The 14,281-nt window shown below is 62.7% G+C and carries 14 protein-coding genes; 13 read left to right on the forward strand and 1 reads right to left on the reverse strand.

The window, feature by feature from the left end:
• The first annotated feature begins 396 nt into the window (after window positions 1-396).
• The 13 genes from EG244_RS08160 (at window position 397) to ureG (ending at window position 12,655) form a co-directional block, all read left to right on the forward strand.
• Window positions 397-1,404, forward strand: a complete 1,008-nt coding sequence (locus EG244_RS08160) for an ABC transporter ATP-binding protein (protein ID WP_124964516.1) — start codon at window positions 397-399, stop codon at window positions 1,402-1,404.
• The gene (locus EG244_RS08165; protein WP_124964517.1) at window positions 1,397-2,416 is read left to right on the forward strand and encodes an ABC transporter ATP-binding protein; all 1,020 of its coding nucleotides are present in this window, start codon (window positions 1,397-1,399) and stop codon (window positions 2,414-2,416) included. Before EG244_RS08160 ends, EG244_RS08165 begins: the two co-directional genes overlap by 8 nt.
• A 49-nt stretch (window positions 2,417-2,465) precedes the next feature.
• A complete protein-coding gene (locus EG244_RS08170; protein WP_124964518.1) occupies window positions 2,466-4,166 on the forward strand; it encodes a peptide ABC transporter substrate-binding protein in 1,701 nt (566 codons plus the stop codon).
• An 88-nt stretch (window positions 4,167-4,254) separates the two neighbouring features.
• On the forward strand, window positions 4,255-5,277 hold the full coding sequence (locus EG244_RS08175; RefSeq protein ID WP_124964519.1) for an ABC transporter permease: 1,023 nt from the start codon (window positions 4,255-4,257) through the stop codon (window positions 5,275-5,277).
• Window positions 5,270-6,202, forward strand: a complete 933-nt coding sequence (locus tag EG244_RS08180) for an ABC transporter permease (protein WP_124964520.1) — start codon at window positions 5,270-5,272, stop codon at window positions 6,200-6,202. Before EG244_RS08175 ends, EG244_RS08180 begins: the two co-directional genes overlap by 8 nt.
• A gap of 169 nt (window positions 6,203-6,371) precedes the next feature.
• Window positions 6,372-7,193: an urease accessory protein UreD gene (locus EG244_RS08185; protein ID WP_158617275.1), complete on the forward strand. Its 822-nt coding sequence runs from the start codon at window positions 6,372-6,374 to the stop codon at window positions 7,191-7,193.
• A gap of 8 nt (window positions 7,194-7,201) precedes the next feature.
• Entirely contained in the window at window positions 7,202-7,825 is a 624-nt protein-coding gene (locus EG244_RS08190) for an urease subunit beta (protein ID WP_124964522.1), read from the forward strand.
• Between the two features lie 75 nt (window positions 7,826-7,900).
• On the forward strand, window positions 7,901-8,716 hold the full coding sequence (locus EG244_RS08195; RefSeq protein ID WP_124964523.1) for a cyclase family protein: 816 nt from the start codon (window positions 7,901-7,903) through the stop codon (window positions 8,714-8,716).
• Complete coding sequence (locus tag EG244_RS08200; protein ID WP_124964524.1) at window positions 8,716-9,111, forward strand: carboxymuconolactone decarboxylase family protein; 396 nt, start codon at window positions 8,716-8,718, stop codon at window positions 9,109-9,111. The genes EG244_RS08195 and EG244_RS08200 overlap by 1 nt, the downstream gene beginning before the upstream one ends.
• 63 nt (window positions 9,112-9,174) lie before the next feature.
• On the forward strand, window positions 9,175-10,896 hold the full coding sequence (gene ureC, locus EG244_RS08205) for an urease subunit alpha (protein ID WP_124964525.1): 1,722 nt from the start codon (window positions 9,175-9,177) through the stop codon (window positions 10,894-10,896).
• Window positions 10,859-11,401 (forward strand): urease accessory protein UreE, encoded by a 543-nt coding sequence (locus EG244_RS08210; protein ID WP_325050386.1) that lies wholly within the window; start codon window positions 10,859-10,861, stop codon window positions 11,399-11,401. The genes ureC and EG244_RS08210 overlap by 38 nt, the downstream gene beginning before the upstream one ends.
• Window positions 11,402-11,405: 4 nt before the next feature.
• Window positions 11,406-12,041, forward strand: coding sequence for an urease accessory protein UreF (locus EG244_RS08215; protein ID WP_124964623.1), 636 nt, complete (start codon window positions 11,406-11,408; stop codon window positions 12,039-12,041).
• Complete coding sequence (gene ureG / locus EG244_RS08220) at window positions 12,038-12,655, forward strand: urease accessory protein UreG (RefSeq protein ID WP_124964526.1); 618 nt, start codon at window positions 12,038-12,040, stop codon at window positions 12,653-12,655. Before EG244_RS08215 ends, ureG begins: the two co-directional genes overlap by 4 nt.
• A gap of 121 nt (window positions 12,656-12,776) precedes the next feature.
• Here the strand turns inward: ureG and EG244_RS08225 are convergent, their stop codons facing one another.
• Complete coding sequence (locus EG244_RS08225) at window positions 12,777-14,279, reverse strand: NAD(P)(+) transhydrogenase (Re/Si-specific) subunit beta (protein WP_124964527.1); 1,503 nt, start codon at window positions 14,277-14,279, stop codon at window positions 12,777-12,779.
• Between the last annotated feature and the right edge of the window lie 2 nt (window positions 14,280-14,281).

The raw sequence follows: 14,281 nt of genomic DNA on the forward strand, positions 1-14,281 counted from the left end.
TGAAGGGGTGTTTAGACAGACCAGCCAACAGGCGCAAGAGCGAAAACGGAGTAATTTTAACTTTCCGATCCCTCCGGGGAAACGCGGCCGTCGGGAGGCTTCGGGGCACAGGCTCCGGCTCGCCCATTCAGAGTGCGGCAAGGGGCGGGATCTGCCTGAAATTGCAGCATACCCCCCCAAAGGCCTGCTGTACAAAGGTTATTCCAGCCCCCCCTCCTGCCCGAATCCGTGCACATACCCAACAAAATGCTGTGATTGTCGTCATTTAGACAGGCCTGCCGCAGCGATACTGCCAAGAGGACGCTTGCCGGATTAAATTTTTTAGCTGACAGTTCCGCTATAAAAGCAGTTCCGGCCAACGGGACGCTGAAAAGAATAAAATGCGGGGAGTATCCTATGCCCGACCGGGCTCATCCTGTTCTTCAAGTACAGGACCTGAAGACCGTGTTTAAAACGCGCGGTGGTGAGGTCCATGCGGTCAACCACGTCAGCTTTTCGCTTCAGCCCGGGGAACTTCTCGGCGTTGTGGGCGAAAGCGGTTCGGGCAAATCCGTCACGATGATGTCGCTTCTGGGTCTGCTGCCCTCGCCTCCGGCGATGAATAAGGGCGGCAAGGTTCTGTTTCAGGGCAAAGATCTGCTGAAGATCAGCCCCAATGAGCTGCGCAAGATCCGCGGCGGCGAAATCGGCTTTATTTTCCAGGACCCTATGACCTCTCTGAACCCGGTCTTTACGGTCGGCTATCAGATCATGGAGCCGCTGCGGCGCCATATGGGGATGTCCAAAGAGCAGGCGCGCAAGCGCGCGCAGGACCTGCTGGAGCTGGTTGGCATTCCGGATGCCGGGCAGCGACTGAAAGATTTCCCTCACCAGTTCTCGGGCGGTATGCGCCAGCGGGTGATGATTGCCATCGCGCTGACCTGTGACCCGAAAGTCCTGATCGCCGATGAGCCAACGACGGCGCTGGATGTCACCATTCAGGCGCAGATTCTGGAACTCGTCAAAGATCTGCGCCAGAAGCTGGGCATGGCGATCGTCTGGATTACCCATGATCTGGGCGTGGTTGCGGGAATCGCTGACCGCGTCATGGTGATGTATGGTGGTCAGGTCGTTGAGATGTCGCCGGTTAAGGAAGTGTTCAGCAAGCCGCTGCACCCCTATACCCAGGCGCTTTTGCAGACGATTCCGTCGCTGCGTGGCCCGCGTGAGGCGCGGTTGCGCACCATTGACGGCCAGCCGCCGATTCTGCGCGCTGAGCCCACCGCCTGCCCCTTCATGTCGCGCTGCCGTCACGCCATTGCGCGGTGCGGCATCGAAAATCCCAAACGCCGCGAGCTGAGCCCGGGTCACGATGTGGCCTGCCACCGCGCCGAAGAACTGATCGCCGAGGCCGCCCATGTCTGAGCAACGACCTGTGACCGCACAAAAGCCGCTGGTCGAGGTCAATGGCCTCAAGATGTATTTCCCGATCCATGCCGGCGTGCTGCGCCGTCATGTCGGGGATGTGAAGGCCGTCGATGACGTCTCCTTTACCATCTATGAAGGTGAGACTCTGGGCCTCGTGGGCGAATCAGGCTGCGGAAAATCGACCTGCGGCCGCGCCGTGCTGCGGCTTTATGATCCGACGGCGGGCTCGATTCGCATCGATGGCCAGGAGATCGGCACGCTCAGCCAGTCGCAGCTGCGCCCCAAACGTCCGCTGATGCAGATGGTGTTCCAGGATCCGCAGGCCAGCCTGAACGCGCGCATGTCGGTGGCGGCCATCATCTCTGAGCCGCTCGATGAGCATACGAAGATGAGCCGGGATGAGAAACTTGCCCGGGTTTATGAGCTGATGGATGCCGTGGGCCTGAACCGCGACTTCGCGAATCGCTATCCGCATGAGTTCTCGGGCGGACAGCGGCAGCGCATCGGCATTGCCCGGGCGCTGGCGCTGAACCCGAAATTCATCGTCTGTGACGAGCCGATCGCAGCGCTCGATGTGTCGATCCAGGCGCAGGTGGTGAACCTGCTGGAGGATCTGCAGGAAAAGCTGGGCCTGACCTATCTGTTCATCAGCCACGATCTGTCGATGGTGCGCCATATCTGTGACCGCGTTGCGGTGATGTATCTGGGCCGGATCGTCGAGCTTGCCTCGCGCGACACGCTTTATGACGCGCCTTTGCATCCCTATACCGAGGCGCTGCTCTCCGCCGTGCCGGAGGCGGACCCGGATGCCATCGGTGGCAAACAGCGCATTATTTTGCAGGGCGATGTGCCCTCGCCCGCCAATCCGCCCAAAGGCTGCAACTTCTGCACCCGCTGCCCGAAGGTCATGGAGATCTGCAAAACCGTTAAGCCCGCGCTGAAGGAGCATCAGCCCGGGCACTTTGCCGCCTGCCACCTGCTCGAAGACGGCACGGCTGCCCGCCAATAATGACCGGATAATCCGGCGAAGACATTAAGACCAACATGGAGAGACACAAATGAAATTGAAATCCGCCCTTCTGGGCGCAGCCGCGAGCCTGGTGTTTGCACCGGCCGCCTTTGCAGAGCGCGGCGCTGACGGTCACGTCAACGTGCTCTACTGGCAGGCTCCCTCGCTGATGAACCCCTATCTTTCGGGCGGCACCAAAGAGCTTGAAGTGGCCTCGCCGGTCATCGAGCCGCTGGCCCGCTTCTCGCCCACCGGTGAGATGATCCCGCACCTGGCTGAGGAAATCCCGACGCTCGACAACGGCGGCTTCGCGGCAGATCTGAAATCGATCACCTGGAAGCTGAAAAAAGACGTCAAATGGAACGACGGCTCGGATTTCACCGCCGATGACGTTGTTTTCACCTGGCAGTACTGCACCCATCCGGAAGGCGGCTGCGCGCAGCTGTCGAAATTCCACGGTGTGGAAAAAGTCGAAGCTGTTGATGCGCATACCGTAAAGGTCAGCTTCGCTGAGCCGAAGCCCTACCCCTATGCCACCTTCTCGGGCCCGATGCAGCCGATCCTGCAGAAAAAGCAGTTCGAGAACTGCCTCGGCACCGCGGCTCCGACCTGCACCGAGCAGAACTTCAAGCCGATCGGCACCGGCCCGTTCAAAGTCGTGGACTTCAAGACCAACGACGTCGTGCAATATGAAGCCAACCCCTATTTCCGCGAAGCCGACAAACCGGCTTTCGCCACCATGACCATCAAAGGCGGCGGCGACCCGGAAGCAGCGGCCCGTGCGGTTCTGGAAACCGGCGAGTTTGACTACGCCTGGAACGCCATGGTTGCTCCGGAAGTTCTGGCGCAGATGACCGCAGCCGGCAAAGGCAAAGCGGTGGTCTCCTTCGGTACGCTGGTTGAGCGGATCATGACCAACATGACCAACCCCTCGTCGCAACTGCCCGAGGGTGAGCGCGCGACCGTCAAACATCCGCACCCCTTCATGACCAATCCGGCTGTGCGTAAAGCGCTGTCGATGGCGATTGACCGCGAACTGCTGGTCGAAGTGGGCTACGGCGAAACCGGCAAGCCGACCTGTGACTTCGTCCCGGCACCGGAAGCCTATGCCGCCAACAACACCTCCTGCCTCAAGCAGGACATCGAAGGCGCGAACGCGCTGCTCGAAGAAGCCGGCTACGTGAAGGGTGCTGACGGCATCCGCGCGAAAGACGGTGTGCGCCTGTCGATCCTCTATCAGACCTCGACCAATGCCGTCCGTCAGGACTTCCAGTCGATGATCAAAGACTGGTGGGCAGAAATCGGTGTTGAAACCGAACTGAAAAACGTCGCCGGCGCCGTTTACTTCGGCTCGGACCCGGGTTCGCCCGATACCCTCGTGAAGTTCTACGCGGACGTTGAAATGTACGCCAACAACTTCGACGGCACCGATCCGGCGGCTTACCTTGCAGACTTCACCTGCGAGAAAGTTCCCGGCCCGGATACCGGCTGGCAGGGCCCGAACTACAACCGTATCTGCTCGGAAGACTATGATGCGATGATCAATGAGCTGAACCGCACCGCCGATCCGGCAGCGCGTCAGGCTCTGGCCAAGAAGATCAACAACTGGCTGACCGTGGACAACAACCACATCATCCCGCTGGTCCACCGTGGTGCCGTTGCCGTTCACGGCAACTCGCTCGGCGGCGTGATCCTGAACTCGGTCGACGCTTCGATCTGGAACGTCAAAGACTGGCACCGCGTCAAGTAAGCCCCGGGCTTACTCCGGTTTTCTCCGGCGGGGGCGCAAAACGTGCCCCCGCCTCCTTCCAAGCCGACTGAAAGTCCGGGTTCGCCACATGCTGACCTTCGCCCTGCGCCGTCTCATGACGGCGATTCCCACCCTTCTTTTCATCTCTCTGGTGCTTTTCATGGTGCTGGAACTGTCACCGGGAGATCCGCTTGCGGATATGCCGCTGACCATTCCGCCCGAAGTGCGCGAGAAAATCCGTCTGGCCATGGGCCTGGGCGAGCCGTGGTACATCCGTTATGTGCTCTGGCTGAACAACTTCTTTGTCACCGAGCCAATGTATTGGATCGACGGCACTTTCGGCACCGATCTGGCTGACGGCCGCCAGCGCATTCTCTCCTATCAGACCCGTTCGCCGGTCTTTGACACCATTGGCGAGCGTATCCCGCAGACCCTGAAGGTTGTGGGCACCGGCATGATCATCGGGATCTGCCTTGCCGTGCCGATCGGGGTCATTTCGGCCTACCGCCAATATTCCTGGTTCGATCAGATCGGGACTTTCATCTCGATGATCGGCTTTTCGGTCCCGACCTTCGTGACCGGCGTGGTTCTGATCGTGATCTTCTCGGTCTGGATCCCGAACGACAGCGCCTTCTGGCTGCCGACGGTCTATGACACCGGGCTGAAGGTCACCAGTTGGGACACCTTCGTGGCCCAGGTCCGGCAGATGATCCTGCCCTCTGCGGTGCTGGCGCTTTATTACGCCGCACAGATCAGCCGCTATATGCGCTCTTCCATGCTCGACAACCTCAGCCAGGACTATGTCCGCACCGCGCGGGCCAAGGGCATGAGCGAGAAAGTCGTCGTGCTGATCCACGTGCTGCGCAACTCGATGATCCCGGTTGTGACCGTCATCGCGCTGATGATCCCGGGGGTCTTCACCGGCGCCATCATCACCGAGACGATCTTCAAGGTGAACGGCATCGGCCAGCAGCTTCTGCTGTCGCTGCAGGGCAATGACGCACCCATGGTGCTGACCATCACCTTTATCTTCGCGGTGCTGATCGTGACCTTCAACCTGATCGCCGATATTCTCTACGGCCTTCTCGACCCGCGGATCCGCTATGACTGACAGCATAAACACCGCCAAAGCGGCCGCTGCCGCCGCCTCTTACCGCCCGCCGCGCAATCAGTGGTGGGACGTCTGGGACCAGTTCCGCACCCATAAGGGCGCCATGTTCGGCATGTGTGTCTTTGTGCTGCTGATTGCACTGGTGGCCCTTGGCCCCTGGCTCTGGGATGTCAGCGCGACCCAGACCAATATGCGGATGCGCAACAAACCGATGAGCTGGGAGTTCCCGCTGGGCACCGACCAGCTGGGCCGGGATATCCTGGCCCGCGTCATCGCGGGCGGCAAAACCACCCTCGCGGTGGGTCTGACGGCCATGTGTCTCTCGATCACGCTCGGGGCCACCATCGGGATCTGCGCGGGCTTCTTCCGCCGCGCCGACAATATCCTGATGCGCGTCACCGATCTGTTTCTCGCGCTGCCGCTGCTGCCGCTGCTGCTGCTGATGGTCATGCTGTTCCGCGAGCCGCTGGTGCAAAGCTTCGGGCCCGAGCTCGGGATCTTCCTGCTGATCGTGACCGCGATCGCCATGACCTCCTGGATGAACACCGCCCGCATCGTGCGCGGTGAGGTGCTGACCATCAAAGAGCGTGAGTTCGTTCTGGCCGCCCGCTCGATCGGCACCCCGGCGCGTCGGATCATCCTGCGTCACATCCTGCCTTCGGTGCTGTCGCCCGTCATGGTGGCCGCGACCCTCGGGATCGCCAATGCCGTCATCACCGAATCGGCGCTGTCCTTCCTTGGTCTGGGCTTCCCGCCGGACTTCCCGACCTGGGGTCGCCTGCTGCAGGACGGCATGCCCTATATCAACCTCTACCCGAGCCGCGTTCTCTGGCCGGCGCTGGCGCTTTCGTCGCTGGTGCTGTCGGTGAACTATATCGGCGACGGTCTGCGCGACGCGCTCGATCCGCGCATCCGCGGCCGCTGAGGCACCGCACTGACACGAAAAGGCCCCGCTCTGCGGGGCCTTTTCATTTCGCCCGCTTTTCAGGCGCATCGCTCAGCGCAAAGGCATCTGCGCATTTTTGTTGCACTGCCGCCCGCCTGCATCTGCGGCGATGATTGAGGCCGCCTCTTTCCTGCGCTCCGAAGGAGGCATGAGCCAGATCATCGCCCCTCCTCAGCCCGCCCAGGCCCCGATGCAACGCAGCATCGGTGAGATCCGCGCAGGCTATGAGGCCACCTCCGGCGTCACCCGTCTCAACGGGCTGCGCCAGGCCGGATCGGCGCGGGCCATCTCGCTGCCGGGGCCGGAACTTGTGCTCCTGAACACCTCAGGCGGGCTGACCGGCGGCGATCGTCAGGACATCCGTCTGAGCCTTGGTCCGGGCACCCGCGTCACCGCCACCACCCAGACCGCCGAGCGGATCTATAAATCCTCCGGCGGTCAGGCTGAAATCACCCTGGAAATGACGCTGGGCACGGGCGCGCATCTCGACTGGCTGCCCCAGGAGACGATCCTCTTTGAGCGCTCCGCCGCGCGTCGCCGCACGACTTTCCATCTCTCCCCCAATGCCACCTGCCTGAGCTGCGAGACGGTGATCCTTGGCCGCACCGCCATGGGGGAAGTGCTGAGCGATGTCTCTTTCCGCGATGAGCGTCTTTTCCTGCGCGAGAATCGCCCTGTGCATTTTGAGCCCCTGCATCTGAACGCCGAGGCCCTGCGCGACACCCCTGCGGGCCTTGCCGGGGCCCGGGTGCTCTCCGGTATCGTGATGCTGTCGCCCGGCGCGGAAGACGCCATCGGCCCGGTGCGCGCCCTGCTGGATGAGCCCGGCGTTCAGGGCGCGGCTTCCGGCTTTGACGGCCGCCTGGTGGTGCGCCTGATGGCCAAAGACAACTGGCCGCTGCGGCGCCAGTTGATCCGACTTCTGACGGTGCTTCGCCCGTCCCCCCTGCCCCGTGTCTGGCACAGCTGAGGACCCCCATGAACCTGACCCCGCGCGAAAAAGACAAACTTCTGGTCAGCCTTGCCGCCATGGTGGCCCGTGGCCGCCTTGCGCGCGGCGTCAAGCTGAACCACCCCGAGGCCATCGCGCTGATCACCGATTTCGTGGTGGAGGGCGCGCGCGACGGCCGCCCCGTTGCCGATCTGATGGAGGCCGGGGCCACGGTCCTCAGCGCCGGTCAATGCATGCCGGGCGTGGCCGATATGATCCACTCGGTTCAGGTGGAGGCCACTTTCCCCGATGGCACCAAGCTGGTCACCGTGCATCACCCGATCCGCGGCGCAGAGACGCTGTCGCCCGGCGAAGTGCTGGCGGCTGAGGGCGATCTGATCCTCAACGAGACCGCCCCGGTCACAAAACTCATGGTCGCCAATACCGGCGACCGCCCGATCCAGGTCGGCAGCCATTACCACTTTGCTGAGACCAATGCGGGGCTGTCCTTTGACCGCGCCGCCGCACGCGGCCAGCGCCTCGATATTCCGGCAGGCACCGCCGTGCGTTTTGAGCCAGGCCAGAGCCGCGAAGTCAGCCTTGTGCCGCTGGCCGGGGACCGGATCGTCTACGGCTTCAACCAGCAGATCATGGGCAAGCTTGACGGATAAAGCGCCGGGGTAAACGCTGCTGCGGCAGAAGACTGCAAAGCGCCGGGCAACCGGCAGAACAGGGAGACTAAGACCATGTGCAATGCCTGTGTGATCGACTCCGTTAAACGTTCCATGCTGTCGCGCCGCAGCCTCTTTACCGGGGCCGCTGCCACCACCGCTGCTGTTGTGGCGGCGGGGCTTTCCTCGGCCCGTCCGGCGCTCGCTGCCGGTTCCGGTAAGGTTGCCGATCTGACCCATGCCTGGGACAGCGACTTTCCGACCTTCGACGGCAATCCCGGCATTCTTTATGAAGAAGCCGTCAATATCGATAAATCCGGCTATCAGCTTTATAAGCTGACGATCTTTGAGCATTCCGGCACCCATATCGACGCCCCGCTGCATTTCTCAAAAGACGGCATGTCCGTCGATGAGATCCCGGTGGAAAACCTGGTCTGTCCGCTTTGCGTGATTGATCTGAAGGCCAAGGCGAAAGCTGAGGCCAATGCCATGGTTGAGCCTGCCGATATTGAGGCCTGGGTCTCGGCCAATGGCGAGATCCCTGCCGGGGCCTGCGTGGCCTTCAACTCAGGCTGGGCCGATAAGGTGGCAACGCCTGAGTTCCGCAACACGCCCGATGGCAAATTTGCCTTCCCGGGCTTTTCCAAAGCCGCGACCGATCTGCTGGCCACGATGAATGTCGCCTGTATCGGCACCGATACGCTCTCGCTCGATCCGGGCAATTCGGCGGATTTCGCGGTGCATAACTCCTGGCTGCCCTCTGGCCGCTACGGGATTGAGGGGCTGGCGGGCCTTGATGCGGTGCCCGCCAAAGGTGCTACGATCTTTGTCGGCGCACCGAAACACAAAAGGGGCACCGGTGGTCCGGCCCGGGTGCTGGCGGTTTACTGATGGCGACGGTCCCACTTCTCTCAGACGAAGCGGCCGCGCCCGAAGCCCGCGCCGTCTTTGACGATATCCGCGCCAGCCGCGGCACGGATTACGTCAATAACTTCTGGCGTGCCCTGGCCTATAACCCGGATGAGCTGGCCGATGTCTGGGGCCGGATCAAAACGGTGATGGCCCCCGGCGCTCTCGATCCGCTGACCAAAGAGCTGATCTATATCGCCGTCTCCGCCGCCCATGGCTGCGGTTATTGCCTGCATTCGCATACCGCCGCCGCCCGCGCCAAAGGCATGACGCCTGAGATCTATGCCGAACTCCTCTCAGTGATCGCCATGGCCTCGCGCACCAATGCGCTGGCCACGGCTTTGCAGGTTGAGACTGACCCGCGCTTTTTGGCCTGACCTTCGCCGGGGCGGCCCGCCCGCCCCGGCCTTCCTGTCCCAAGACCCTGACAAAGGTGCCCGATGCCCTACGCCATTTCCCGCGCCGCCTATGCTGACATGTATGGCCCCACCAAAGGCGACCGCCTGCGGCTGGGCGATACCGACCTCATCATCGAGGTCGAGCGCGACCTGATCGCAGACCGCGGCGGCTATGGCGATGAGGTGAAATTCGGCGGCGGCAAGGTAATCCGCGACGGCATGGGCCAAAGCCAGATCACCCGCGCAGGCGGTGCTATGGACACCGTGATCACCAATGCGCTGATCGTCGATTACACCGGCATTTATAAAGCCGATGTGGGCCTGCGGGCCGGGCGGATCGCCAAAATCGGCAAAGCGGGCAACCCCGATACCCAGAAAGGCGTCGATGTCATCGTCGGCCCCGGCACCGAAGTGATCGCAGGCGAGGGCCGCATCCTGACCGCAGGCGGCATGGACGCCCATATCCATTTCATCGCGCCGCAGCAGATCGATGACGCGCTGCACTCCGGCATCACCACCATGCTCGGCGGCGGCACCGGCCCCGCGCATGGCACGCTGGCCACCACCTGCACCCCGGGGCCCTGGCATATCGAGCGGATGATGCAGGCGGCCGAAGCCTTTCCGATGAACCTCGCCTTTTCCGGCAAGGGCAATGCCTCACTGCCCGCAGGCCTTGAAGAGCAGATCCGCGCAGGTGCCTCCTGCCTGAAGCTGCATGAGGACTGGGGCACCACCCCCGCCGCCATCGACTGCTGCCTTGGCGTGGCCGAAGCGATGGATATTCAGGTGATGATCCACACCGATACGCTGAATGAATCGGGCTTTGTGGAAAACACCCTCGCCGCCATCAAAGGCCGCACCATCCACGCCTTCCATACTGAGGGCGCGGGCGGCGGCCATGCGCCCGATATCATCAAGGTCGTGGCCTCGCAGAATATCCTGCCCTCTTCGACCAATCCGACCATGCCCTATACCGTCAACACCATCGAGGAACACCTCGACATGCTGATGGTCTGCCACCACCTCGACCGCAAAGTGCCCGAGGATGTGGCCTTCGCCGAAAGCCGCATCCGGCGTGAGACCATCGCCGCCGAAGATATCCTCCACGATATGGGGGCTTTCTCGGTGATCTCCTCGGACAGCCAGGCCATGGGCCGCGTCGGCGAAGTCATCACCCGCACCTGGCAGAGCGCCCATAAGATGAAGCGCCAGCGCGGTGCCCTGCCGGAAGAAACCGGCAATAACGACAACGCCCGCGTCAAACGCTATATCGCCAAATATACCATCAACCCGGCGCTGGTGCATGGTATCTCCGCCCATATCGGCTCGATTGAACCCGGCAAACGCGCCGATCTGGTGCTCTGGTCACCCGCCTTCTTCGGCGCGAAGCCCGAGATGGTGCTTTTGGGCGGGCAGATCGTCGTGGCGCAGATGGGCGATCCCAATGCCTCGATCCCGACGCCGCAGCCGGTCCATACCCGCCCGATGTTTGGCGCCTATGGCGGCGCGGTCACCCGGGCGGCGGCGATCTTCACCTCCAAAGCGGCGCTGGAAGACGATATCAAACACCGCTACGATCTGCGCAAAGACCTGATTGCGGTAGAGAATTGCCGCGGCATCCAAAAATCCGATATGCGGCTGAATTCGGCCACGCCCCATATCGAGGTCGATCCCGAAACCTATGAGGTCCGCGCCGATGGCGTGCTTTTGACCTGTGAGCCCGCGGATGAGCTTCCGCTCGCGCAGCGCTATTTCCTGTTTTGAGGTTGCCATGCTGACCGTCACCCGCCTGATGCCCGTCACCCCTGAGGGGCATTATGACCATATCACCCTCGACTACGACGGCCGCATGCTGCGCCGCAAACTCCTGACCACCGATCACGGGGTCGAGTTTATGTTCGACCAGCCCTCGCTGGTGAACCTTGACGACTACCAGGGGATGGAGCTTTCCGACGGCACCATCGTGGAAATCCTCCCGGCGGTGGAAGAGCTCGTGGAAATCCGCGGCAACCTCGCGCGCCTTGCCTGGCATATCGGCAACCGCCACACCCCCTGCGCCATTGAGGCTGACCGCCTGCTGATCCGCCGCGATCATGTGCTCGAAAAGATGCTGCGCTTCCTTGAGGCGGAGATCCGCTATATCGCCGCCCCCTTCACCCCGGAAGGCGGCGCCTATGGCCAGGGCCGCACCATGGGCCACGATCACGGCCACAGCCACAGCGCCCCCCAGCCGCATGTGCACGGAGCCGGCTGCAGCCACGACCACTAAGATGATCAGCCTGCATACCCTCTCGCTGCTGCAATGGCTCTCCCCCGCCTTCCCGACCGGCGCTTTCGCCTGTTCGGGCGGGCTGGAAACCGCCATCGCGGATGAGCGTATCCGCACCACGGCCGATCTGCAGGCCTGGCTCCGCCACCTGCTCTGCCACGGCCCGCTCTGGTCCGATGCGGTGCTGCTCGCCCAAGGCCTGAAACCCGGAGCAGATCATGACGCGCTCGACACCCTCGCCCGCGCCCTCTGCCTCTCTGCCGAGCGGCTGGAAGAAACCCTGAGCCTCGGCACCGCTTTTGCGCGCACAGTCTCGGCCGCCACAAGCCGCAGCCTGCCCCCGCGCACGCTCCCGATCGCCATCGCCGAGGCCGCAGCCCCCCTCGGCCTCCCCGCTGAGACCGTGGTCGCCCACAGCCTCCACGCGGCCCTCAGCAATCTCGTCACCATCGCCACCCGCGCGGTCCCTCTGGGCCAGACCGAGGGGCAAACCCTTCTCACCGCCCTCCACCCGCTGATCCCCGGCACCGCCGCCCGCGCCACAGGCGCAGGCCTCAGCGGCCTCGGCACCGCCGCCTTCGCCGCAGATCTCGCCAGCCTTTCCCACGAAACCCTGCAACCAAGGCTTTACCGCACATGAGCACCGGCCCCCTCCGCGTCGGCATCGGCGGCCCCGTCGGCGCCGGCAAAACCAGCCTCACCGAGGCCCTCGCCCGTGCCCTCGCCCCCCGCCTGTCGATGGCCGTCATCACCAATGACATCTACACCCGCGAAGACGCCGACTACCTCACCCGCGCCCAGGTCCTGCCCGCACATCGCATCCGCGGCGTGGAAACCGGCGGCTGCCCGCATACGGCGATCCGCGAGGATGCCTCGATCAATCTCGCGGCCATCGCCGATCTCACCGCCAAAATCCCCGATCTTGACCTGATCCTGATCGAATCCGGCGGCGACAACCTTGCCGCCACCTTCTCTCCCGAACTCGCCGATCTCTCGATCTATGTGATCGACACCGCCGCAGGCCAGGACATCCCGCGCAAGAAAGGCCCCGGCCTCACCAAATCCGACCTGCTGGTGGTCAATAAAACCGACCTCGCCCCCCATGTCGGCGTCGATCTGACCCTGCTCGAATCCGACACCCGCACCGCCCGCGGCACAAAACCCTTTGTCCTGGCAGAGATCCGCAATGGCAAAGGCCTTGATGAAATCATCTCCTGGCTCCTGCGCCATGGTGGCCTCCCCCCCACCGCCTGATTTTGGCTTTTTCCAAATACTCCCGGGGGTCCGGGGGCCGGCAGCCCCCGGCGCTCACCACAAAAGCAAAGGCCCGGGAGTTCACACCCCCGGGCCTTCTTTTATTCCATAGCCTGAAAGATCAGCCGTCGATCATCGGCAAAAGCTGGTCAATCGACTTCTTCGCATCGCCGTAGAACATGCGGGTGTTGTCTTTGTAGAACAGCGGGTTCTCGATGCCCGAATACCCGGTGCCCTGACCGCGCTTCGACACGAAGACCTGCTTGGCTTTCCAGACTTCCAGAACCGGCATGCCCGCGATCGGCGAATTCGGATCTTCCTGAGCGGCCGGGTTCACGATGTCATTCGAGCCGATGATGATCACGACATCCGTTTCCGGGAAGTCCTCGTTGATCTCATCCATCTCCATCACGATGTCATAAGGCACTTTGGCTTCCGCCAGCAGCACGTTCATATGGCCCGGCAGACGACCCGCAACCGGGTGGATCGCAAAGCGCACGTTCTTGCCACGGCCACGCAGCTTGCGGGTCAGCTCCGACACCGACTGCTGCGCCTGAGCCACCGCCATGCCGTAACCCGGCACGATGATGATGCTGTCGGCATCATTCAGTGCCGAGGCCACGCCATCCGCGTCAATGGCAACCTGCTCGCCGGTCACTTCCATGGCCGGACCGGTGGTGCCACCAAAGCCGCCCAGGATCACCGACACGAAGGAACGGTTCATCGCCTTACACATGATGTAGGACAGAATCGCACCCGAAGAGCCAACCAGCGCGCCCACAACGATCAGCAGATCATTGCCCAGCGAGAAGCCGATCGCGGCCGCCGCCCAGCCCGAGTAGCTGTTCAGCATCGACACCACCACCGGCATATCGGCGCCGCCGATACCCATGATCAGGTGGTAGCCGATGAACAGCGCCAGGATCGTCATCACATAAAGGGTCCAGGAACCGGCCCCGTTCAGATAAGCGATCAGCAGGATCACCGACAGGATCGCCGCACCGGCGTTCAGCAGGTGGCCGCCCGGCAGTTTCTTCGCCTTGCCGTCCACTTTGCCGGCCAGTTTGCCATAAGCAACAACCGAACCGGTAAAGGTCACTGCACCGATGAAGACCCCAAGGAAGGTCTCAACCCGCAGGATCGCCACTTCGACCGGCGATTTATGCGCAACCATTGCGGCAAAACCGGTGATCGAGGACTGCAGCTCCTGCAGCTTTTGCGGGCCCATGTTCAGCAGCGCCAGCAGCGCATCGGGGTCATGCTGCGCATAGATCAGCGGCAGCACATGGCTCAGCGTCAGATCGGCGTTAAAGCCGATAAACACCGCCGCCAGACCCACGAGCGAGTGCATCGCAGCCACCAGCTGCGGCATCTCGGTCATCTGAACCTTCTTGGCCAGGAGGGCACCAATCGCGCCCCCCACCAGGATCAGCACCAGCGCAACTGCCGCAAACCCGGTCGAAATGCCCGGTCCGATCAGCGTTGCCACCACAGCAAGCGCCATGCCGACAATGCCGTACCAGACAGCGCGTTTCGCGCTTTCCTGGCCGGAGAGACCCCCCAGCGACAGGATCATCAGAACAGCCGAAACCACATAGGCGGCCGTGGTAAATCCGTAGTCCATTC

This window comes from Falsigemmobacter faecalis, from assembly GCF_003863335.1.
In the GTDB taxonomy this organism is placed as follows: domain Bacteria; phylum Pseudomonadota; class Alphaproteobacteria; order Rhodobacterales; family Rhodobacteraceae; genus Wagnerdoeblera; species Wagnerdoeblera faecalis.